20 protein-coding genes are annotated in these 22557 nt (G+C 57.5%); 10 read left to right on the top strand and 10 right to left on the bottom strand.

Features of this window, described 5'->3' with window-relative positions; translation table 11 throughout:
- Window positions 1-3 precede the first annotated feature (3 nt).
- Together ACXLHR_RS03500 and ACXLHR_RS03505 are read left to right on the top strand one after the other, a co-directional pair.
- Entirely contained in the window at window positions 4-1131 is a 1128-nt protein-coding gene (locus ACXLHR_RS03500; protein WP_458790145.1) for a substrate-binding domain-containing protein, read from the top strand.
- Window positions 1116-1316: a hypothetical protein gene (locus ACXLHR_RS03505; protein ID WP_458790146.1), complete on the top strand. Its 201-nt coding sequence runs from the start codon at window positions 1116-1118 to the stop codon at window positions 1314-1316. Before ACXLHR_RS03500 ends, ACXLHR_RS03505 begins: the two co-directional genes overlap by 16 nt.
- Window positions 1317-1327: 11 nt before the next feature.
- Here the strand turns inward: ACXLHR_RS03505 and ACXLHR_RS03510 are convergent, their stop codons facing one another.
- Genes ACXLHR_RS03510 through cobU form a run of 3 tightly spaced genes read right to left on the bottom strand, consistent with a single transcriptional unit; the run spans window position 1328 to window position 3585 of the window.
- On the bottom strand, window positions 1328-2077 hold the full coding sequence (locus ACXLHR_RS03510; protein ID WP_458790147.1) for an adenosylcobinamide-GDP ribazoletransferase: 750 nt from the start codon (window positions 2075-2077) through the stop codon (window positions 1328-1330).
- The gene (cobT, locus tag ACXLHR_RS03515; protein ID WP_458790148.1) at window positions 2074-3078 is read right to left on the bottom strand and encodes a nicotinate-nucleotide--dimethylbenzimidazole phosphoribosyltransferase; all 1005 of its coding nucleotides are present in this window, start codon (window positions 3076-3078) and stop codon (window positions 2074-2076) included. Before cobT ends, ACXLHR_RS03510 begins: the two co-directional genes overlap by 4 nt.
- Window positions 3079-3585 carry a bifunctional adenosylcobinamide kinase/adenosylcobinamide-phosphate guanylyltransferase gene (gene cobU / locus ACXLHR_RS03520; RefSeq protein ID WP_458790149.1) on the bottom strand — a complete coding sequence of 169 codons (507 nt, stop codon included), beginning with the start codon at window positions 3583-3585 and terminating at the stop codon, window positions 3079-3081.
- 73 nt (window positions 3586-3658) lie between these two features.
- Here cobU and ACXLHR_RS03525 point away from each other — a divergent pair, with 73 nt between their 5' ends.
- Genes ACXLHR_RS03525 through cobD form a run of 3 tightly spaced genes read left to right on the top strand, consistent with a single transcriptional unit; the run spans window position 3659 to window position 6137 of the window.
- Window positions 3659-4237, top strand: a complete 579-nt coding sequence (locus tag ACXLHR_RS03525) for a histidine phosphatase family protein (RefSeq protein WP_458790150.1) — start codon at window positions 3659-3661, stop codon at window positions 4235-4237.
- A complete protein-coding gene (cbiB, locus tag ACXLHR_RS03530; protein ID WP_458790151.1) occupies window positions 4234-5172 on the top strand; it encodes an adenosylcobinamide-phosphate synthase CbiB in 939 nt (312 codons plus the stop codon). Before ACXLHR_RS03525 ends, cbiB begins: the two co-directional genes overlap by 4 nt.
- An 8-nt stretch (window positions 5173-5180) precedes the next feature.
- The gene (cobD, locus tag ACXLHR_RS03535; protein WP_458790152.1) at window positions 5181-6137 is read left to right on the top strand and encodes a threonine-phosphate decarboxylase CobD; all 957 of its coding nucleotides are present in this window, start codon (window positions 5181-5183) and stop codon (window positions 6135-6137) included.
- A gap of 289 nt (window positions 6138-6426) precedes the next feature.
- Here the strand turns inward: cobD and ACXLHR_RS03540 are convergent, their stop codons facing one another.
- The 7 genes from ACXLHR_RS03540 to ACXLHR_RS03570 all read right to left on the bottom strand — a co-directional run bounded on the left by ACXLHR_RS03540 (window position 6427) and on the right by ACXLHR_RS03570 (window position 13412).
- Window positions 6427-8640: a hypothetical protein gene (locus ACXLHR_RS03540; RefSeq protein WP_458790153.1), complete on the bottom strand. Its 2214-nt coding sequence runs from the start codon at window positions 8638-8640 to the stop codon at window positions 6427-6429.
- Window positions 8641-8763: 123 nt separating this feature from the next.
- A complete protein-coding gene (locus ACXLHR_RS03545; protein ID WP_458790154.1) occupies window positions 8764-9327 on the bottom strand; it encodes a PqiC family protein in 564 nt (187 codons plus the stop codon).
- Between the two features lies 1 nt (window position 9328).
- On the bottom strand, window positions 9329-9586 hold the full coding sequence (locus tag ACXLHR_RS03550; protein WP_458790155.1) for a hypothetical protein: 258 nt from the start codon (window positions 9584-9586) through the stop codon (window positions 9329-9331).
- Complete coding sequence (locus tag ACXLHR_RS03555) at window positions 9583-11421, bottom strand: PqiB family protein (RefSeq protein ID WP_458790156.1); 1839 nt, start codon at window positions 11419-11421, stop codon at window positions 9583-9585. The genes ACXLHR_RS03550 and ACXLHR_RS03555 overlap by 4 nt, the downstream gene beginning before the upstream one ends.
- Window positions 11411-12049: a paraquat-inducible protein A gene (locus ACXLHR_RS03560; protein WP_458790157.1), complete on the bottom strand. Its 639-nt coding sequence runs from the start codon at window positions 12047-12049 to the stop codon at window positions 11411-11413. Before ACXLHR_RS03560 ends, ACXLHR_RS03555 begins: the two co-directional genes overlap by 11 nt.
- The gene (locus tag ACXLHR_RS03565; protein WP_458790158.1) at window positions 12031-12690 is read right to left on the bottom strand and encodes a paraquat-inducible protein A; all 660 of its coding nucleotides are present in this window, start codon (window positions 12688-12690) and stop codon (window positions 12031-12033) included. The genes ACXLHR_RS03560 and ACXLHR_RS03565 overlap by 19 nt, the downstream gene beginning before the upstream one ends.
- Window positions 12691-12737: 47 nt before the next feature.
- Window positions 12738-13412 (bottom strand): AAA family ATPase, encoded by a 675-nt coding sequence (locus tag ACXLHR_RS03570; protein WP_458790159.1) that lies wholly within the window; start codon window positions 13410-13412, stop codon window positions 12738-12740.
- A gap of 239 nt (window positions 13413-13651) precedes the next feature.
- Here ACXLHR_RS03570 and ACXLHR_RS03575 point away from each other — a divergent pair, with 239 nt between their 5' ends.
- The 5 genes from ACXLHR_RS03575 (at window position 13652) to ACXLHR_RS03595 (ending at window position 22554) form a co-directional block, all read left to right on the top strand.
- Complete coding sequence (locus ACXLHR_RS03575; protein WP_458790160.1) at window positions 13652-14506, top strand: YihY/virulence factor BrkB family protein; 855 nt, start codon at window positions 13652-13654, stop codon at window positions 14504-14506.
- A gap of 177 nt (window positions 14507-14683) precedes the next feature.
- Window positions 14684-17689 carry a BapA/Bap/LapF family prefix-like domain-containing protein gene (locus tag ACXLHR_RS03580; RefSeq protein WP_458790161.1) on the top strand — a complete coding sequence of 1002 codons (3006 nt, stop codon included), beginning with the start codon at window positions 14684-14686 and terminating at the stop codon, window positions 17687-17689.
- A 145-nt stretch (window positions 17690-17834) separates the two neighbouring features.
- Window positions 17835-19094 (top strand): TolC family protein, encoded by a 1260-nt coding sequence (locus ACXLHR_RS03585; protein WP_458790162.1) that lies wholly within the window; start codon window positions 17835-17837, stop codon window positions 19092-19094.
- Window positions 19091-21385: an ATP-binding cassette domain-containing protein gene (locus ACXLHR_RS03590; protein WP_458790163.1), complete on the top strand. Its 2295-nt coding sequence runs from the start codon at window positions 19091-19093 to the stop codon at window positions 21383-21385. Before ACXLHR_RS03585 ends, ACXLHR_RS03590 begins: the two co-directional genes overlap by 4 nt.
- Entirely contained in the window at window positions 21385-22554 is a 1170-nt protein-coding gene (locus tag ACXLHR_RS03595; RefSeq protein ID WP_458790164.1) for an HlyD family efflux transporter periplasmic adaptor subunit, read from the top strand. The genes ACXLHR_RS03590 and ACXLHR_RS03595 overlap by 1 nt, the downstream gene beginning before the upstream one ends.
- Window positions 22555-22557: the final 3 nt, after the last annotated feature.

Raw genomic sequence — 22557 nt, forward strand, 5'->3', positions numbered from 1 at the left:
CTGATGAAAAATGTCATTATGACAACAACCGCAGTCACAGCGCTGGCCTTGAGCCTAACGGCTGCATCTGCGCAAAACTTTAATGATCCGGCTGAATTTGCCAAGCAGTTAGAGCAATTGAGCGCGACGCCAAATGGCCCCGCAGACCAGCCTTGGGTGCAGCAAATCGGCGACAGCATGGTCGAGACCGCAGGCCTGAACATGGACACAGCTGCGACTGTTTGCTTCTCGAATGCAGGCGTGAACAATCCGTGGCGCGTTGTCGGGTTTACCAATATGATCGAAGAACTGAAACTGCATACATCTATTGGCGAGTTCATTCACGTCGATGCAGAAGGCTCTGACGACAAGCAGATCGCCGATATCAACGACCTGTTGGCCGGCGGAACATGCGACGTGATGATCGTGTCGCCAAACACCACGGCCGCTCTGACCCCTGCGGTCGAAAAAGCCTGTGAAGCAATGCCAGTCGTCGTATTCGACCGCGGCGTGAACACGGATTGCCCCGTGACGTTTGTACATCCGGTTGGCGGCTACGGCTTTGGTATTCAGGGCGCGGAATTCATTCGTGATAATGTCGCCGCGGATGCCAATGTTCTGATGCTGCGTATTTTACCCGGCGTTGACGTGTTGGAAACCCGCTATTCCGGCGGCCGCAAGGTGTTGGATGATGCAGGTCTGAATGTGATCGGCGTTGAATTTACTGATGGCGACAACGCTAAAACCAAGTCGATCGTAGAAGATTACCTGATGCGCGGCCAGATTGATGCTGTCTGGATGGATGCAGGGGCCACGGCTGTGGCGGCGATCGAGGCGTTCGAGGATTCAGGTTACGATTTGCCTGTGTTTGTGGGCGAGGACCAGCAAGACTTCCTGCTCAAGTGGCAGAATGAAGGCATGACCGCAATTGCGCCAACCTATCCGACATACCAATGGCGCACGGCTGTCATCGCTGCGGCGCGGGTCATCGAGGGCGGCACTATTCCCGGGCCGGAGTGGGTTTTACCACAGCCGACAATTACCCAAGACACGCTGGCAAGCTTTGCAAATCCTGAGATGCCACCACTGCACTATGCGATGTGTGGGTGTGACGCGATGGACAATTATCCGCAAGCATGGGGCGCGCAGTAACCCGCGTTTGTGATGTGAACGGGGCGGGCGGCAGAACAGTGCCGCCCGTTGCCTTTGTGGCGATTGCGGTTGAATGGTCGGGTGCGCTGTCGCAGCCTGTGAAAACAGATGCCGTTGTTAGCGGCGCGAAAATCCAACATATCATTGGATGGCTATTCCGGCAGGGTTCTCCATTGCACCGATAATACGGCAGTAGCTACAAAAACGCACCAAGGGCAATCCAGCCCGCAATCTCGCCGATCTGTTGCAGCGCCCCCAAAACGTCGCCGGTTTGTCCGCCGATTTGCCGGTTTGCCAGTGCTGCAAGCCCTAGCTGGGCGATGACCATGACCAGTGCCATCACGCATCCTGCCCAGCCGAAAAGCACGATCAAAGTGACGATCCCAAATGCCGCAGCGGTTAGGGCTTGCGGTTTTTTTGCGCCTGTCGCCAACTTGCCCATGCCGTCAGTGCGCGCGGCGGGCATTAACCATAGTGCGGTCGCGATGGATGACCGGCTTGCGATTGCAAGTGCCACAAGTGCCGCTGCTGCGACCCACGGTCCTGCCAATATCACAACCACGACGATGCCTTGCCAGCGCAATCCCAGCGCGAACACCAAGGCCAACACGCCGTAGCTGCCGATCTGGCTGTCGCGCATGACTTCCAATTTATGGGCTTTGTTTCTGCCGCCGCCAAATCCGTCAGCCAGATCCGCCAGCCCGTCTTCGTGCAACCCGCCGGTCACCATAACCATCACGCAAAGCGCAAGTCCCGCCGCAATCGGCCCCGCTAAGCCAAGCCACAGCGCGCAAAGCATAACCGTGGCCGAAATCGCCCCAATGATGCCGCCAACAACCGGAAAAGCCCACGCAGAGGCGCCGATGCTAGGCGCAGCTTGCAACTGTCCCGCAGGCAGGCGGGTCAACATCATCACCGCAACTTGAAACTCTGCAAGGCGGGTCACGCCTCTGATACGCCCGCTTCTCCAAATGTTGCCATGCCGTTGTGACAGGCAAGCGCGGAGCGCAAAATCCCGAGCGCCAGTGCCGCGCCTGACCCTTCGCCCAAGCGCATGTCAAAATCAAGAATTGCGGTTTTATCCATTGCGTCCAATAGCTTGCTGTGCCCGGGTTCCACGCTTTTGTGCCCGACCAAACAGTGATCTAGTAGGCTCGGGTCAGTGCCAAACAGCGGTGCTGCGGCCGCAGTGCAAATAAAACCGTCAAGAATAACGACGATGCCCGCCGCGCGTGCGGCCAAAACGGCACCGCAAATCGCGGCCTGCTCGCGCCCGCCGAACGCCGCCAGAACAGCCATGCCTTGGGCGTTTTTATGCCGCACCAAACCCGCCTCGATTGCCGTGATCTTGCGCGCAATACCCGCCCCGTCCGATCCCGTGCCAGCGCCAACCCAAGACGGCACATCGCCACCAAAAATCGCGGCGGCAATGGCGGCGGCTACTGTCGAATTGCCAATCCCCATTTCGCCCAAGACCAGCACATCAGCGTTGGTATCAACAGCATCGGCCCCCACTCGCATCGCGGCCAATGTCTCGCGTTCGGTCATCGCAGGCCCTTGGGTGAAATCAGCGGTGGGCGTCTCAAGATCAAGCGCGATCACCTGCAACTCCGCGCCATTCACATGGCAAAGCTGGTTTATCGCGGCACCTCCGGCCTCGAAATTCAGAACCATTTGCGCGGTCACTTCCTGCGGGAACGGGTTCACACCCTGCGCGCAAACCCCGTGGTTTCCAGCAAAAACAATCGCTTGCGCGGTGTTGATCTCTGGCCGCGCGGATTTTTGCCAACCTGCCATGAACTCGGCCAGTTCCTCTAGTCGCCCCAATGCGCCGGGCGGTTTGGTCAGGCTGTTCTGGCGGTCGCGAGCGGCATTCACCGAGGCTTTGTCAGACACAGGCAAGATTGCCGCCAAATCGGCGATGGCATCGAGGGAGGTAAACTTCATCTACTTAACTTTCATTGGCAAGCCCGAGACGGCGAGAGTGACCTCGCAGGCCTCGGACGCGACCCATTGATTGATTAGTCCCGCCGCATCTCGAAAGGCGCGAGCGAGCGCATTTTCTGGCACAATTCCCATGCCAACTTCATTGGTGACCAAGACCACGGGACTGGTTTGTGCGGCCAAGGTTGTGATTAACGCGTGGCCTGCGGCGCGCCAGTCTTGATCTGTCAGTATCAGGTTCGACAGCCAGAGTGTCAGGCAATCGACCAAGCGCGGCCCTTTGCCATCGCTTGCGGTCAGGGCTTCCGACAGGGCGAAGGGTTCCCAGATTGTGTGCCACTCAGGGCCGCGCCGCGATTGATGTTCTGCGATACGCGTACGCATCTCATCATCAAAGGCCTGCGCAGTGGCAATGTAAATGGCGGGATTGCCCATTTGCAGACACCGCGCCTCTGCGATCCGGCTTTTACCGGACCGTGCACCGCCTGTAATTAAAATGGTCTTTGCCATCCGCAAACTGCCCCTTGTCCCTGTCCGCAATACAAACCAGAAACAGGGTGCTTGCGAAAGGAGAAAACGGATAGTGAAAGCCGCTGTGACAACAGAATTGATCCTTATCCGCCACGCACCCGCACTTAGCGAGGGGCGTGTTGCAGGGCGGCGCGATGTTGATGCCGATTGTGGTGACACGGATGCGTTTGCGGGATTACGCCGTGCAATCGGATCGCCTGACCGGATTTACGTGAGCCCTGCGCGGCGGTGTCAGCAGACCGCTAAACTGCTCTGGCCTGCTGCGAATAGCGTGACGGATGGGCAGCTGTGGGAACAGAATTTTGGCGATTGGGAAGATCGTGACTATGCAGACCTGCCTGACTTGGGGGCATTGACGACGGCGGACCTTGCGGCGCATCAACCACCAAAAGGTGAGAGTTTTCTTGATGTTGCGAAGCGTTGTTCACCTGTGATTATGGCGACGGCTGCGCAGGGTGGTAAAGTGGTTATTGTGGCCCATGCGGGGGTGATCCGCGCGGCACTTGGGCTTGCGCTAGGGGTGACGCACGCGGGGCTGGCGTTTCAAATCGCGCCACTGTCGATGACCACCCTAATCGCCTTACCCGCTGGGGCGTGGTCGATTGCGGGCGTGAACGAGGCGCCGCGATGAGCTTTGCGGCCATGATGTTGATCGCTGTTGCGCTTGATTTGGCATTCGGCTGGCCTGCGCGGATTTACGGCGTGATTGGTCATCCGGTGACATGGATGGGCGCGTTGATTAACTGGCTGGATCGTCGATTGAACTGTGAGGCTGACAGTTTTGCGCGGCGTAAAGTGGCAGGCGCTGTGACATTGGTGATGTGCATTTGTTTGGTCGGCGGTATTGCTTTTGCGCTGCAATCGCTTGGCACTGGCTGGGTCGGCATTGTGATTGGCGGCGTTTTTGCATGGCCGTTTATTGCGATCCGTTCGATGTATGAACATGTCAAAGCGGTTGATACGCCGTTGATGCAAAACGATTTACCTGCTGCTCGCCTTGCGGTGTCGATGATTGTCGGGCGCGAGACCCGCGATTTGGATGTGCCTGCTGTGGCGCGCGCGACGTTGGAAAGTCTGGCCGAGAATACGTCGGACGGGATCACGGCACCGTTGTTTTGGGGGTTGGTTTTTGGTCTTCCTGGGATCGCGATTTATAAGATTATTAACACTTTGGATTCTATGATCGGGCATCGCAACCCACGGTTTGAAGCCTTCGGTTGGGCGTCGGCGCGGGTGGATGATCTGGTGAACCTGCCTGCGTCGCGGCTGACGGGGCTTGTGTTTGCGCTGGTGTCGGGACGCGTGAGAGAGGCGATGCGCACGATCTGGCGGGACGCGTCAAAGCACCGCTCGCCGAATGCGGGGTGGCCTGAGGCGGCGATGGCGGCGGCATTAGGGGTGCGGCTATCAGGACCACGGGTCTACGGTGACCGTGTGGCGGTGGAACCTTGGGTAAACGAAGCGGGCCGCGATCCTGTGGCGGCGGACGTTGGCGCGGGACTTGCGCTTTATAGGCGTGCTATGGTCTTTGGAATTGCGGCACTTTTGCTGCTGGCAGTAATCTAGGGGGCAGCATGCGAGACCACGGCGGAAATATTGACGCAGCGATAGCGCATTTTGGCGGAACTGATTGGATCGATCTGTCGACGGGGATCAACCGCGTGCCGTATCCTGTGCCTGATATCGCGCTGGCGGATTGGACGATGTTGCCGACGCATACGGCTAAAAATGCACTGCTTGATGCGGCGCGGGCGGCTTACCGCACAGATGCGCCGATCTTGGCCACGGCTGGGGCGCAGGCGGCGATCCAGATGATCCCGTATCTGACGCCCGCACGCACGGCGCGGGTGTTGGGCCCGACCTATAACGAACACGGCGCGGCCTTGCGCAATGCGGGGTGGCGCGTTGAAGAGGTCAGCCAGCTGCACGAATTGGTCGGGGCTGATCTAGCGGTCGTAGTGAACCCGAATAATCCCGATGGTCGGGTGGATACTGTCGCGGAACTACTTGATTTAGCGAAAAAAACCCGTCTGGTGGTGGACGAGAGCTTTGCAGATGCGCGGCCCGAGTTATCCTTGGCGGCACATGCGGGGCGAGATGGTTTGATCGTGTTGCGCTCGTTTGGTAAGTTTTATGGCTTGGCGGGGGTACGGCTAGGGTTTGTTCTTGGCTGCGCTGATGACATTAAGAGGCTGACCGATATGGCGGGGCCATGGCCTGTAAACGGGGCGGCGTTGCGGATCGCGACGCGGGCACTGAACGACGGGCCTTGGGCGGATGCGACAATGACGCGGTTGCGCGGTGAGGCGGTCCGCGCCGATACGCTTGCACTAGATGCGGGATGGACCTGTGTCGGGGGGACCGAATTGTTCCGCCTTTATGACACGCCCGACGCGGCCGCTGCGCAAAACCATCTGGCAAAGCACCAGATCTGGTCGCGGGTTTTTCCGTATTCTGATCGTTGGCTGCGGCTCGGCTTACCCGGCGGCGAGGCAGAGTGGGCGCGGTTCGCGCGCGCAATGGCGGTTTGAACGCAGGTTTATACAGACATCGTAAACGATCTTACGGTTACGCCTTAATATACACGATTTCAGGGCCGCCATGTCGAACAGCACCACTCGTGTGATTTTGGAAAAACAGTGTAATTCTGACGTAAGACTGACGATGCTTATCAGATACTTTCGCTCGCTTGTAGGTCGAAATACTTTACACAAGTCTCCCAACAAGGCACATTTTACCACCTAGCAGATGATGCGCGGGCCTATGCTGCGTCGGTGTCACGGCGATTGTTTGACCGATGCACAGGGGACGCTGAGTATCCTAACCCGCCATCTCTTTCACCATTTCAAAGTCGTAGATCGAGCGCTTGGTCAATCCTTCTGCAATATCTTCGCGACCTAACTCTCTGAACTGGCGCAGGAACTCTACATGGGTGTGCTCGGTGCCCCGTCCCCAATCCACGATGTTTTCGTACAATGCGCGAGCCTCTTCGGCGCGGCCGAGTAGCATCAGGATACGTCCCTTTTGTGACATCAGGCGTTGCGAGCCATGCGCCAGCACCAATGCGCGATCAATTGCAGTCAACGCATCTTCGAAACGGTCGTCGTTCCGGCGCAACATATCAGCATTCATCATGTGGATTTCGACGAAGTTATGGTCCATCTCAAATAGGCGATCGTGCAGTTTTGCACATTCGACACGGCGTTTGACCTTCCAGAACCGCTGCGCCATTTCGGCCATATAGGCGGGATGTTCGCCGTGAATTTCAGCGGCTTTTTCAAGCTGCATCAGGGCGCTGGCGGCGTTATCTGTCTCGAATAACACATCCGACATCCGCTTGCGGTAAATGGCGACATCGGGCGCCAGTTCAATCGCCAGACGCTGGCTTGCAAGGGCGGCCTCTAGATCACCCATGCCGCGTTCCAGCACACCACGCGCCGAAATTGCCGCAGCACTGCCCTCGATCTTGGAAAAAGAACGCTCCAACATCTGCATGGTTTTTGCGATCTTGGACTTGTTGGAAAATGCACGGTTCAGCCGCTTGCCCATCGACAAACGCCAGTCGCGTACCACCAAATCCCACGGATGGAACTGGATCCGATCGCCTGCGGGATGACCCTTGGGGGTGAACTGGTTCAACTCGCCCATGGCCTTTTTCCCATTGGGGAAAACGCTGCCCTTTGGGCGCACCATATCAGGATCAAACGGATAAAAGTTCTGCGGCGTCACGACACCCGCCGTCAGCGCAAGGTTCAACACGCCGTGGGTCAACGGCTCTAACGGCCGAAACCATGTGGCGCTTTGAATACGCGCATGGGCTGCGTCCCAATTGCCCAAAGTCAGCTGGTTTATCGCAGAATAACAATTCACATAAGACATTGAATCGTCTACATAAACAGGTCTGGCATAGGCCAGATCACGCACCCGTTCGCAGTAGTCCAATTCGCCCGCTGACACCGATAATTCGCACAGCAGTTGATAGGCGAACGACTTGTCCAATCCGTCTTCCATATAGCTGCGGATAATGCGTTTGGCGCGGTTTGCGTTACCTTTGGCCGACTGGTGCTCGATCAAAAAGTGCAGGCATTGCCCCACATCGCCCATGTTCAAAAACAGATCGGATTTGGCCTCAAGGCGGTCGGTCATGCGGTCCATTGCAGCGGCTTGTCCGGATATGGGCAAGGCGTCTTGCACTGCGTCCAGCGTGCAACCACCGATGGTCATAGCGGTCTGCGAGAATGCCGAGGAGGGTGGACCAAAGATTTGTTTGCAGCGCGACATGGCATAAAGTTCAAGGAAATCGCGCGCGCCTGTGGTGAATTCGCGGTCGCCAAGCAGGTCTTTGAACCCCTGCACACGGGTCGGATCCGCCTCTTTCAATCGGTCCACCTCAACGGGTGTATCGGAAAAACACAGCACTCGGGCGGCAGGATCTTGCAAGGTAAGCGCCAGATGCTGCTCGTAGAATTCACGCGGAATGAATTTGTTGGGCCAGAGTTTATTGCTGGCAATCGGATCGTGGATAATGTCGCCGCGGCGAATATGATAAGCGGTTAGTTTTTTGCCGGCAAAGACGTCGATAATCTTGGTGACCATTTCACGCACTGGGGCAGAAAACCTGAATTCGTCCATGCAGGCGGGCAGGCGGGCTGTCACATCAGCCGCATCTTCCCAAGGTAAAACCGTGACGCCCATTGCCGCGCCGGACATAAACGATTTGCCTTTGGCGGCAGCCTCGCGAAATTTGGCTTCGTCCCAATTGCGCCCGTCGACAGTCGAAAGATCGATCAAATCCTCATAAATCTCCGACATGATCTCGACGTCGAAAAACCGCTCTTTTATATATGACGGGTCGAAAATAAAGCTGGGATCACGGACCTCTTCGCGTGTGCGCCCATGGGTGGTCCAGCCGACATAATACGGCAAATCATAATCCCGTGCGACGCGCACAGCATTCAACATCGCGATCACCCGCGCGCCCATGCCGTCGTTCCGGTGGGCAATAATACAGCCTTTGGTATCTGACGCCTTCATCACATTCGTCCTGCTTTTGCGCTGCGGTCTTGTGCCGCTGGTGCGCATTTTATGTCATCAAGCACTGCCGCGGCAAAAGGGCCTGCGCCTGATTAGTCTTGTATCAAGGCAAAAACATGACCTTTAACGCGCAATTCTGCGCGAAATCTGCTCTGACAGGGTCAAGAGCGCCTGTGCCTGTGCATTTGCAATCGCCGCAGGTGTTAACGCAGCCATTGGCGTTGCAATGACAAATTCGTTGGTGGAATTGGTGTAGTCGATGCCGTCACCGCCGACAAAGAACTGCCCCTCAAGGTCAAACACACCGTCAGCACCCGCAATCATGCGGGTCACACGCACGTCAATTGCCACGTCAGGCAGGCCGACAAAGGGCCACGGATCGGGGCCAACCCTTGCCCCGGTCACCTTGCCGATATTGCGGGTCAACGCCAATGTGACTGCGCGCGACGGGTCATCGGCCCAGAGGATGTCTTCATTACTGTCAATCAACCCTTCGGGGGTTTCCATCGACAGCTCTTCGGCGGCGGCATAAGTCGGCAGCGACACCGTGCGCACCATAGCAGAGCCAACCGCGGACCGCAGGCTCAACTGGCTGTCCAGTGGCGCCAGCTCCAGCCGTGACGGCATACCAGAGCAGCCCGTTACCAAGGCGGTCAGCCCCACAAACAAAATCGATTTCATCATCATATCAACGTCCCGTCAAAAGTGAACTTGGATTGCGCTGGATTGTGCGCGCAAGGCTGGTGACCGCATCAGCTGCGGCTTGAATGTCGCGCAGTGTGCCCACGGTTTCCGCGCTAAAGCGGGACCGCTCGCCGTAAGACGATACAACTGCTTCGGTTTGCGCGACAAGGCTGGTGGCGCGGGTCGCCAAGGCGGGCAACCCCTGCACGGACGTCTCAAACGCTTTGGCGGCGGCGCTGGCACTGGCTAACGCGGCATTCACGTTCTCGATCGCCCCCCCTGACGGACCTCGGCCAAAAACAACCGTGTTTCGTCCAAAGCCGCCGAAACAGAGGCCGGCAAATCAGCGGTCGCATCCGAGCCAATCAATCGGTCAATCGACGACAGCGTTGCAGTCGCTTCCGAGACCAGTTTTTCCAGCTCAAGCGCGTTGGTCTTGGCAATCACCGCTTCGATCTGCGCGGTAATCTCTGGCAGGTTGCGCGTGGCTTCCTCGATATTGGCAATGGCTGTATTGGCAGTTTCTAATGTCTCGCCCAATTTAGTGACAATCTGCGCTTCGTCAGCCGATGCAATCACCTTGTTCAATTCAACCAAGGCAGTGCGCAGATCCGCAGGCACGGCTTGCACGTCCTCATTGGCAATCAAACCGCGTGCTTCGTCAAGCAAGGCGGTCAAGCTGGCGGGGGCAGCGCGCAAGCCATCGTCATTGGCCAGCCGCTCGATGCTGTCCATCATATCAATGGCGCCTGTCATCAACTTTTCAACGGGTAGCGAATTGATCCGGTCTAGCACGCCCTCGGCAGTCGCCGCGGCATCGGTAATCTTGGACGTGGTGATCGGAATGATCGGGAAACCGTCTTCACCGACACGGATCACCGCCGTTGGCGCGTTCTCGACCTGCAACAATTCAACCTGCAACGATCCTGACAGGATATTGCCGGTAATCATCCGTGCGCGCAAACCACGCAGCACAAAGTCTTCCAAAAACGCCAGTGCATCCGCGGCTGTTGCATCATCGCCCAGACCCAAACGACCGGGTTCAAGCGCAAGATTGGCGCGCAAACGCACCTGCTGGTCATTGCGATCAGAAACCACAAAGGCGCTCAATTCGGTCACTTCACCAATGCGGATACCTTGGAACCGGACCTCTGAGCCCACCGACAACCCGCTGACTGATTGCTCAAACAGGACCGAAACATTCAACACCTCTTGGTTGGGTCGTGCAAACAGGCTGCTGCGCGCAGTCTCTTCGTCGTCAAACAGGTCAAACAACTGACCATCCCTCAGCGGACGGCCACCTGATACCACCGTATCAAATGCAATACCGCCCTCGATCAGCGATGCCAGACTGGACACATTCAAGGCGACACCGGAGGCGCCAAACTTGACCGAAAACCCCGAAGTATCCCAGAACCGCGTAGTTGACGTAATACGCTGGTCATAGGGCGATTCGATAAACGCGGCGACCGTCACGCTGCGCCCGTCACGCGACAACTCCGGCGTTTCCAGATATCCGACCTGAATGCCTTTGTGCAAAATAGGGGCGCCCTCGGACAGGGCAGAGCCGTCAATAGCGCGCAGCGAGATCACAGTGCCACGCTGGCCCGCACGCGTGATTGGCGCGTTTTCGGTGCCGACAAATTCCAGTTGGGCCACATCCTGTTCGGTGTCCCAGTTTCCCTCGATATAAACGCCGCCCAGAACCGTATCCAAACCGGTGATGCCGCGCACCGACACATCAGGGCGCACCACCCAGAACTGGGCATCGTCATCCATATAGTCGGCCATCTTGGCGTCTACACGGGCATAAACCAATACATCCGACAGGCCGAGAGCGAATTCGACCTTTTCAACACGGCCAATCGTGACATCACGGTATTTGATCACCGTCTCGCCTGCCGACACACCAGAGGCATTCTCGAAACTGATCTCAATCAACACCCCTTGCGAGGCGTAGTTGTTATAAGCAACGCCCAGCGAGATCACGAGAGCCAGAACCGGGATCAACCAGATAAGCGAGATCCGCTGCCAGAGCGGACGCTTGGCGGGGCGCAGGTCAAATTCTGCGGGGGATTGATCAAGATCATTTGGCATTGGGTGTCCTGTCCGCGTCCCAGATAAGACGCGCGTCAAAGCTTTGCGCAGAAAGCATGGTGAAAATAACCGACAGTGCAAAGCTGAACGCAGCAACGCCGGCATTGATTGTGGCCAGCGAATCCAGTTGCACGAGCGCAGAAAGGATCGCGACCACAAACACGTCGATCATCGACCAACGGCCAACAAATTCGACGACTTCGTATAGAGCAAGGCGCTGGTGCTGTTGCAAGGTCGATTTGCGCTGCACAGAAATCGCCAGATAGGCAATCGCAATGAATTTACCTATGGGGATGATGATCGACGCAAAGAACACGATGCCCGCGATGCCAAAGCTGCCGTGCTGGATCAACTCGATCACACCCTCGACAATCGTGCTCTCAGAGTGTTCGACCAATGTGGAGGTGCGCAGCATCGGATAGAGGTTGGCCGGAATAAACGCGATCATCCCCGCAAACAAAAACGCCCAGACGCGTTGGATACTTGTGGTGTCACGGCTTGACAGATGCGCGCCGCAGCGCGTGCAGGTCTGGTCTGTGCCTTGATGGACGGCCCCGCAACGGATGCAAGCGATCAAGCCTGCTTCACGCGCGGTGATCAAACCGCCCGCTACTCCAGTGCCTGCCATATCGAATACCTGCAAATCAGTTGATCTTTCAAAATGGTCACCACGACCAATCCGCAAAACGCCCAGAACGCCGGCCCCATAGTAACCGTGGCAAGCCCTGCAACCTTTACCAGCGCGACTGTCACCCCGACAATAAAGATTTCTGCCATGCTCCACGGACGCAGCGCCTCGGCCAAACCAAAGGCCTGTTTAGCAAGCGGGCGCGGCGGCATATCGCGTGCCAGCGGGCCAATTGCATAGATGATCGCGCTAAGCCGCAATAGCGGCAGGAACACGATAAATCCGGCCACTGCAAAGGCCAGTAACAGTGCAACGCCATCGTTAAACGCCATCACCGCCTGCAACACCGAAATACTGTTGCTATGCCCCGCCACGCTCAGCTTTAAAAACGGGAAACTGATCGCTGCAAGCATCATGACAAAGGCGGTCATCGCAAGGCTTAGCACCTGGGCAAAAGCGGTTGCATTCTGCGTGACCAATAGCACGCCGCAGCGCTTGCAATGGGCGCGGGTCCCCGCAGGAATGCGCGTCGCATTATGCAACGTGTCACACTGTGGGCAGGCCACAAGGTCGCGTAACGGATTCAGGGCGTCAGGCAGCGCGTTGTCCTCAGGTGTTATAGCCGCCGCAACAGCAGCCATAGGCCTGTGTATACTGGGCCAGACCCCGATTTACCACCGATTGTTTTTCACGATGTCACTTTCGGGCGGCCATCTAGTATTATGTCACAGGGCAGGGCCTGCGCGATAATCGCCAGCGCATTGGGAATGTCGTTGCTCTCGGCGCGACGGGTCGCCACGGCAGAGGAATGGTTCAGCGACAGCCAGCGCTGGATCAACCGGGCGCGCAGTTCGGGCAGCGGCACATCAAGGCGCACCGTCACGTCCCAGAGCGGCGCAAGATCACGCCAGCCTGTCGCATCAAACATCAGATAGTTACCCTCGACGATCACCACAGGCATATCCGCAGGCACATCAATTGCAGCTGCCACGCTCAGGTCGCGTGCGCGGTCAAACAGCGGCACATATACCTGCACCCCCGCGTTGATCGCAGTCATTGCGCGCAAGAACCCCTGCACGTCATAGGTATCAGGCGCACCCTTGCGCGCGCGGCTGCCATGGGCCTCAAGGACTGTATTATCCAAATGGAACCCGTCCATCGACACAACAACACAGGCACATTTCTGTTGGGTCAAACGTCGCGCCACTTCGCGGGCAAGCGTTGACTTGCCGCATCCCGGCGGGCCTGCAATCGCGACACACAAACGGTTCTTGGTCTCGCGCAGCGCATGGATATGCTCGGCAACGGTATTCACATGCTCGGTCAGGCTATTCACATTATAACAATCAATGACACGGTCCATAACGTAGGGTCACTGAGCTGTATAAATGCAAATCGCGGCACGGCAATCGTAAACACGGCAAACGGCAGAAACCCGCTATTTTCATCAATAATCAATCCGGCCAGAGTTTCATGCAGCAGCTCGCCATCCCGTTAAACATATCCGACATTGTCACGCGAGCCGGACGCACCCTGTCAGGTCGACATCCGGATGCAACAGCGCTAACTATGTGATGCATATGATCACGGAGCCGCGCACAGATGAACAGTTTCGGATTTGCTCACAGGCTCTGGCGGCTCTTGGTCGATGTCTGGGCACTAGCGGGGCGCAAGCAGTTAAGCCTGATCGCGGCAGGGGTGGCCTTCTTTGGCATGTTCGCGATCTTTCCGGGCATTGCTGCCATCATCGCTATCTTTGGCCTGCTGGCCGATACAGCGGTGGTGTCAGAGCAGTTGATGCTGATGCAAGACATCATCCCGCCCGATGCCTACGACCTGTTTCAGGGGCAAATCAACCGGCTGCTTACGACAGGGACCGGCACGCTCGGCTGGGCTACAACACTTTCGATCGCGCTTGCGCTCTGGTCGTCGCGGGCTGGGGTCGGTGCTTTGATGGGCGGCTTGAACGCCATCGCAGGGACGCCACCACGCAACGGGATATTACATGCAATTGTGGCGCTGGGCCTGACCATCTGCCTCGTGATGCTGGCGATTGTCGCCTTGCTTGCAGTGGTTGTGGCACCTGTGGTGCTGGCGCATGTGCCGATTGCGGGTGCTACCGCTTGGCTGCTGGAAGGGTTGCGCTGGATAATAGCGCTCTCGGTGCTGCTTTTGGCGCTGGGATTACTGTACCGCTTTGGACCCGCCAACAAAGGACAACGTGGCCGCTGGTTCACTGTTGGGGCCGTGACAGTTGTCATCTTGTGGATCGCCGCTTCGGCAGGGCTGTCGTTTTATCTGACCAACTTTGGCACCTATAACGAGGTCTACGGATCGATCGGGGCTGTGATCGGCCTGTTGCTTTGGCTTTACCTCAGCGCCTATCTGATCTTGCTTGGGGCCGTGCTGAACACGCAGATCCACCGCAAATCGGCCATAGCAGAGACGTCAATATAACGTGACTTTCTTCCCACACTGCCCATAAAAACGCAAATGTGGCGGAATATGGGCATTAAAATGACAAAGTTTAGATCACTTTCCCACTAGGAATTGAGCCACCGCCTAGATAATGTGGTTTCAATTATAATAAGCACACGTCCATGAAGACGGTGCAGTTGAGGTGGAGCTAGTATTATGTCAGCGATTGAATTCGTTGTCCGTGGAGACACGGGCGTTATTGAGCGTGGGTCGGTTGCCGGCGCTGGATCTTCATCCATCATTGTAGGCGCGGGGCAGGATATCTCGCTGAACCTCAGCCGGAACCAGGTCGTATCTTATATACGGCAAGGGCAGGCGCTTCAGGTGACGCTGGCTGACGGTCAGACAATCACAATCGAGGGCTATTTTTCGCCTGATGGTGTGGCCGTAAACGAGCTGTTCATCTCGTCCAATGGCGAATTGTCCAAGGTTGATCTGGTCTCGGGTGAGGGCAATTTGTTGTTCGCGCAATATGTTGACGCCGATGCTTTCGGCAAGTGGAGCCCTAACGACGAACTTTATTTTATGCGCGGCAATGAATTGCAGGTTGCAGGCGTAGAGGCTGCCGACGGCGAAGTGGGGATGCTCTTTGCGCCTTTGCTTGGCGGTCTAGGCGGCCTTGGGCCAGTAGCTGGTCTGGGTGCCGCGGCCGTCGTTGGTGGCGCAACTCTGGTTGCGGGCGGCAAGGACGGTGGTGGAACCGATCCGGTTGACCCAACACCAGTAGACCCAACACCAGTAGACCCTACGCCAGTAGACCCAACGCCTCTTGACCCAACACCTGTTGACCCGACGCTAGTACCGCCTGTCGTGAACATCACCACCGGCACACAAAGCGCGGGTCATGTTGTTAACAAGGCCGATTACACTGACGGTATCGACATCGGCGGCACCGGAACACCGGGTGCAACTGGCGTGATCACGGTGCGCGGCGTGTCCCAGAACGTCGTTGTGGACGGGCAGGGCAGTTGGAACGCCCACTTCGAGAATGGCGAATTACCCGATGGCGATTATGTCAGCGATGTTAGCATCACGGTAACAAATGCCGGGCTGACCGCGACAGCAGTTGATAAACTCGACGTGGACACCGTGGTTGACGTCACCATCAACGCAAACATCGTTGAAACAGACGGCACAGTCAGCTTTGCAGAAGAATCCGACGGCGTGACCATCACAGGCACAACGGACGTGAACACAACTGTGGTCGTGACGATCGACGGCATTGACTACGATGCCGTCGTGACTGACAGCAGCTGGTCGCTAAACTTAGACGCAGGCGTGATCAAGCAAGGGGAATACGACCTTAAGATCACCGCCACCGCGACCGACCAATACGGCAATACCGGCAGCTCCGCAGAGGTCGTGCATATCGACACAGTCACATCTGTCACGCTCGACACATCGGCAACCGGCGGCGACGGCACCATCAACCGCGTTGAACACGCCGGTGGCGCAGCTGTGAACGGCACCGCAGAAGCCAACGCAACGGTTGTTGTGAGCTTCGGCAGCTATGCCACACAGACCGTGACCGCAGACAGTTCAGGCAACTGGAGCTACACCTTCCCGACCAGCGATGTGCCAAAAGGTACGCTAGACGTTGAAGTGACGGCTGTATCCACCGACGCTGTGGGCAATAAAGCCATTGCAACGGGCACTGTGCATATCGATACCGACCTGGATGTCTTCATTGACACATCAAAGGTCGAAACCGACGGCACCGTGAACATCCTCGAACATAGCGACGGCGTTGTACTGTCAGGCACCGCAGATGCGGGCGCGACTTTGAACGTGCAATTTGGCACCGGCACACGCACCATCACGTCTGACGCCAATGGCAACTGGTCTGCAAACTGGAACAGCACCGAAGTGCCACATGGCGAATTGCACGCGCCTGTGACTGTGACTGCGCGCGATAACGCAGGCAACGTCTCGACAACCAGTGCGACCGTGAAAATCGACACATTGATCGACGTGACAGTCGACACCAGCAAGGTGGGCGGCGCCGACAACGTGGTCAATGGCACCGAGCACCCGAGTGGCGTGATCCTGACTGGCTATGCACCAGGTGCGAACCTTGTGACGGTCACTCTGGGCGGCGTATCGCACGGGCCGATTACCGTGAATGGGGACGGGTCGTGGTCAACGCTTTACACCGCGGCCGAAGTGACAACCGGCGAAGAAGTTGTCGTCGTCTCGGTTGTTGCAACCGACACCGCAGGCAACCGCGACACAGCCTCAGGCTCGATCACAATCGACACCTATGTGAACCGTCTGGCATCCAGTACGAGCAAAGTTGAACACGACGATATCGTCAACAAGGCAGAAGCCTCGGACGGTATTGTGCTGAACGGGGTCGTCGAGACAGGGTCGCGCGTCTATGTGACACTTGAAGGCACCAAGCGCGAAGCCACTGTTGATGAAAAAGGCAACTGGAGCGTGAAATTCGAAGCAGGCGACATTCCTGTGATGGAAGCACAAACCGTTGTGGATATCGTGGCGGTTGATGCGGCTGGAAACACCGCGAAAATCAGCGACACCTTCTTTATCGACACAAAAGCACCTGATGCCGCAGACATTATCTCGGTCAATGACGCGGGATCGGTGACGCGCGGATTTACGATGGTAAACGTGGAAACTGGCGACACAGTTGACGTGAGCCAATTTGTAAACGGTGCAAGCGCTGTGCAGGACGTAAACGGAAGCTCCGGAATCAATTCGCTCAGCGGCGAATTAGAGCACCTGTTTGCAAAGGGTCAAGAAGTGTCTGACGGTAGCCATCTCATTGTAACAAATGCGGATACTGCGGGTAACACCAACTCGACGCTGCTCGTGTTGGACGAAGACGGGACCTCCGTTGTTGATCTAAGTGCAGGGGCCCTGAACGGGTTCAATATTGGTGTGATTGACCTTGATTTTGCTGCGGATAGTGAATTGACGCTGTCCATAGCCGATCTCGAAGGATTGTCGGACAACGATAACACCTTGATCGTGCGGGGCGGCATTGACGACAGTGTGACGTTGAATGGCAAGGCGACGCTAAAAACCGACCCGGCCGACCCGCGTGAGATCGATGGCGAATACTACGATGTTTACTCAATCGGTGATAATGGTGGCGAGTTGATCCTTGAGCAAGGTATCAATTTCCACAGCTCGGTTATCTAAATTGGAATTAACACGGGCTGGCAATGACTGGCCCGTGAACCCCTTGGCATAATAATAATAACGGCGGGGCATGGTAGTGTGTAATCGGGACGGCTTTAGACCAATTTTAACAGTGTGCAGTGTTGCACTCCTTTCGGGCTGCGTGATGCCTGAGATGGAAGGGGGCAACCCCTTGTCGATGTTTGGGCAGGCTAAATCCGACACCACCGCCGCGCCAGCTACACAAGCGCTGTCCGCCCACATGGAAGACGGCACCCAATCCGAAATTATCACAGGTCTGCTGAACCGGCGGTCTGTGCTGGGCGACGGCCCTTATACTCAAGTCGCAAACGGCGTTCTGGCCGCCAATTCGCGCGCCGCAGAGGCCGACCTGCGCGCCGCGAAACTGCGCGCCGAGGCCCGCGCCAATAACTGGCTACCCACTCTTGGCCCTTCGCTCTCGCTGTCCTCACTGGGCGATTTCGTGACCTCGCTTGTGGTTGAACAGGTGCTTTTTGATAACGGCCGCAAACGCGCGGAACGTGACTATGCCGCTGCGGACGTCGAAGTGGCCGCAGTGATCCTTGCCCAAGACACCAACGACCGTGTGCTATCGGGCCTGGAACTTTACCTGACCGCACAAGACGCCACCGCAAAGGCCGAAGTGAACGCCGCCGCGCTAAGCAAGATGGAACGCTTCGAATACGTCATGTCCGAACGGGTCAAAGGCGGGGTTTCCAGCCGCGTTGATCTGTTGGTTGTGCAGCAAAAACTCAACCAGATGCGCTCTGATATGGCCTCCGACCGCGAGGCCGCCGCCGCCGCATTGTCCGAACTTGGTGCGATGACCGCAACGTCGCTTGACGGCGTCACAGGGCTATCGACACTCACCGATACAAACGTCGAAAAAACGCCGCTGCGGGTCCTGAAAGCCCAAGCCGAAAGCAGCCGCGCCATCGCCGAGGCCACGGCCGCTCGCGCAGGGTTATTGCCTTCGCTGACAGCATCGGCCGATCTGGCAAACGACGGCGCCGCAGGGCTGGGGGCAGCCACAGACAACGGTATCGGCTTTGGCACCGGTGCCTCGCTGAAAGCTGCCGAGGCGCAAAAAACAGCGGCCACCGCGCGTGTTCGCCAAGTGCAAGAAGACGCCAACCGCGCCCTGCGCTCGCTTGAAGGCGAACTTGTGTCGCTGCAACGCCAAGCGGCACAGTCCCAAACCCTGGCCGATCAGGCCGCAGTCAATTACGAAATATACGCAGAACAGCAGCGCGCCGGACAACGCGCAGTACCGGACGTTGTCGGTATTTTCGAAACCAAAGTGCGCACCGAACGCTCTGCGGTTTCGCACAAATATGATATTGCCCGCGTGATGCTGAAAATTGCAGCTCTCAACGGCACTCTGGTGAATGGTGAGCAGATATGAAGGGTCCAATCCTTGCATTCGATGTGAACGCAACAAAGGGCGGTAAACTTATCCGCGTTGACACCACACATGCCCCCGACGAGGACGCTGTGGCAAATGCGCTGGCACAGGTGGACGCCGGGGCGCAGACATCCGGCAATATCACCACCGAAGCTGACACCGTCGCCGCACCAAAATCGCGGTTCTCGGAAAAAGCAGTCACGCGCGCCGAAATCGCCTCGCTTTACGCAGGGCTTTTGGGGGTCGAACTGCAACGCACCGATTTGCTGGAACGGCTGACGGCCGACAGCGAGGGCGATCTGTCCTCCGATGCGATTGCGGCGGCGCTGTCGCGCGTCGGGCTGGTGACAAAGGTGTCAAAACCGCGCGGCATCAAGCCCGCGATCTGGCCTGCGCTTGCTGAAATGACCTCGGGCCAAGTGCTGCTCGTGCTCTCGCAAGAGGGCGATTTGCTGACTATCTACGACACGACCTGTAGCGACAACAAAGCCGAAGTGCCGATCTCCGACTTCATGCCCGTGTTCTCGGGACATGTCATCCGCGCCGATGTGGCCGTCGAGGAATTGACCCGCCGCCACGGCACCAAAGACGCAAACGGGCATTGGTTCTGGGGCAGAATCCAAAGCTACCGCCGGATCATTTTTGAAGTGGCGCTTGGCTCTTTTGTTGCCAACCTTCTGGCTGTCGCGGTGGCGCTGTTCTCACTACAAGTCTACGACCGCGTTATCCCGCACCAATCCACCTCCACGCTATGGGTGCTGGCACTTGGCGCAGGGCTCGCGATGCTTTTAGAGGCATTCCTGCGCATCGCGCGCGCCCGCCTGATGGACGGGGCAGGGCGGCGCATCGAGCTGCAAATTCAAGAACTGCTGATGGACAAACTGCTTGGCATGCAATCAGGCCAAAAGGGGCAAACGCCCTCTGGCACCTTTGCTGCCGTGCGTGAATTCTCGCAGATCCGCGAGTTCTTCACTGCTTCCACCATCGGCACATTGACCGACCTGCCATTCATCGTGCTGTTCCTTGCACTGGTCGCCTCGATTGGCGGCAATGTGGTCTGGGTGCTGTTTATTGGCGGCATCATGATGGTGCTTCCGTCGTTCTTTATGCAGCGCAAGATGATGAAGCTGACGATGGCGACCCAAGGGGCCTCGACCAAATCCAGTCGCTTGCTGCACGAAGCCATCTACGACGCCGACACGATCAAGGCGCAGCGCGGCGAAGACCGCTTCAAGCGCATCTGGTCCGAACTTACTGCCCTGTCGTCACTCGCCACATCCGAGCAGCGTAAATTGGCCACAACCCTGACCTTCTGGTCGCAAGGGGTGCAGCAAGCGACCTATGTGTCCGCTGTTGTCGTTGGCACGTTCATGGTGTTCCAAGGCGAATTCACTGTCGGCACAATCATCGCAGTCGGCATCCTGACCTCGCGCACACTGGGACCGCTGACCCAACTCGCAGGCACTCTCGCCCGCTGGTCCAACGTGAAAGCGGCCCTCGAAGCGCTCGACAAAATAGCCGACGCGCCGCAAGATACCCAAGAGGGCCGCACCTATCTGCGCCGCGAAACCCTGCAAGGGGCGTTCGAGCTGCGCGAACTGTCCTACACATATGACGAAGGGGCCAACGCGACCATCGACATCCCCGCGCTGTCGATTTTGGCGGGCCAGCACGTTGCGGTGCTTGGGGCCAACGGCTCTGGCAAATCCACACTGCTCAAGGTGCTATCAGGCCTGCACCGTCCCACATCGGGCCGTGTCATGATCGACGGCGTCGACATGGGTCAAGTCATGGCGCGCGATTTGCGACGCGGCATCGGTTACCTCAGCCAAGAGGTGCGTCTGTTCGCAGGCACATTGCGCGAAAACCTGAACCTGACCCTGCTGGAACGCGACGACGACCGCCTGATGGCCTCGCTTGATTTTGCAGGGCTTGGCTTTTTCGTGCGCAACCACCCCAAAGGGCTCGACCTCGATATTCGCGACGGCGGCGAAGGCCTGTCCATCGGCCAACGCCAATCCATCGGCTGGGCGCGGCTCTGGCTACAAGACCCACGGGTCTGCCTGCTCGACGAACCTACAGCGGCTCTTGACCAGACCCTAGAGGCGGCACTTGTTGCGCGCCTTCAGATTTGGCTCAAAGGCCGCACAGCAGTGATCGCGACACACCGCGTGCCGATCCTGCAACTGACTGACCGCACAATGATCCTCCAAAATGGACGTATGACGGTAGACGGCCCGCGCGACCAAGTATTGGCTCACATGCGCGGCAATAAAAACAAGGCAGGCTAATGGCAACCATCGACGCAGAATTCTCGGGCCGCATGCGCGGCTCATCCATGACGATCTGGCTGGTGGGAGCGACCGTTCTGCTGTTCGTCATTTGGGCCAAATTCGCATGGCTTGACGAAATCGTGCGCGCAAACGGCGAGGTCGTCAGCGCATCCCGCCCACAAATCATCCAAAACCTAGAGGGCGGCATTCTGGCCGAACTTCTGGTGTCTGAGGGTGACATTGTGCAAACAGGCGACGTGCTGGTGCGCTTGCGTGGCACAGGGTTCCAGACCTCGGTGGCCGATCTAGAAGATCAGGTGCTTGCGGCTGAAATCCGGCGCTTGCGTTTGGTGGCAGAAATGGACGGCGCGTTTGATTTTACAGTCCCTGACGAAATCGCAGTGCGCAGCCCGCAGATCGTGGCCTCCGAGCGGGCGCTGCTGAACGCACGTCAATCCGATTACGTCAGCAAGGTCGAAGGGGCGCGCCGCGTCAAAACAGAAACCGCACGCGAATTGGCCCTGATGGAAGACATGCTTGCCCGCGAAATCGTGGCCCTGACAGAGACCACAAAAGCCCGCAAAGCCAACGCCGACGCAGACATTCGCTACAACGAGATTGTGACAGGGGCCGAACTGGATCGGGCCAGCGAGTTTTCGGAAACACTCCAAGTGCTGGCGCAATTGGGCCAGAACCTGCGCATGGCCAACGACCAGTTGTCACGCACCGTCATCACCTCGCCAATGCGCGGCATCGTGAACTCGCTCGGCATTACCACCATTGGCGGCGTTGTGCGTCCGGGCGAAGAAATAGCCCAGATCACACCGCTCGGCGACGAGCTGTTTGTCGAGGCTCAAGTGAAAGTCGCAGACATCGCCAACGTGATCCCCGGACAAGACGCCACAATCAAATTTAGCGCCTACGACTACACAATCTACGGCAGCCTTGCAGGCAAGGTGCTCTTCATCTCGGCCGATACCTTCAAAGACGAAGCCCGCCCCGACATTGCACCACACTACAAAGTGACAGTCGCGGTGGACCTGGAAAACCTCGACGAACGCCAGCGCCAGATTGCAATTCGCCCTGGCTTGCAAGCCTCGGTCGAATTGCACACAGGCGAAAAAACCGTACTGCAATACCTGACCAAGCCTCTATACCGGTCACGCGAAGCGATGCACGAACCCTAAAAA

The sequence above is a fragment of the Yoonia sp. MH D7 genome (assembly GCF_054439475.1).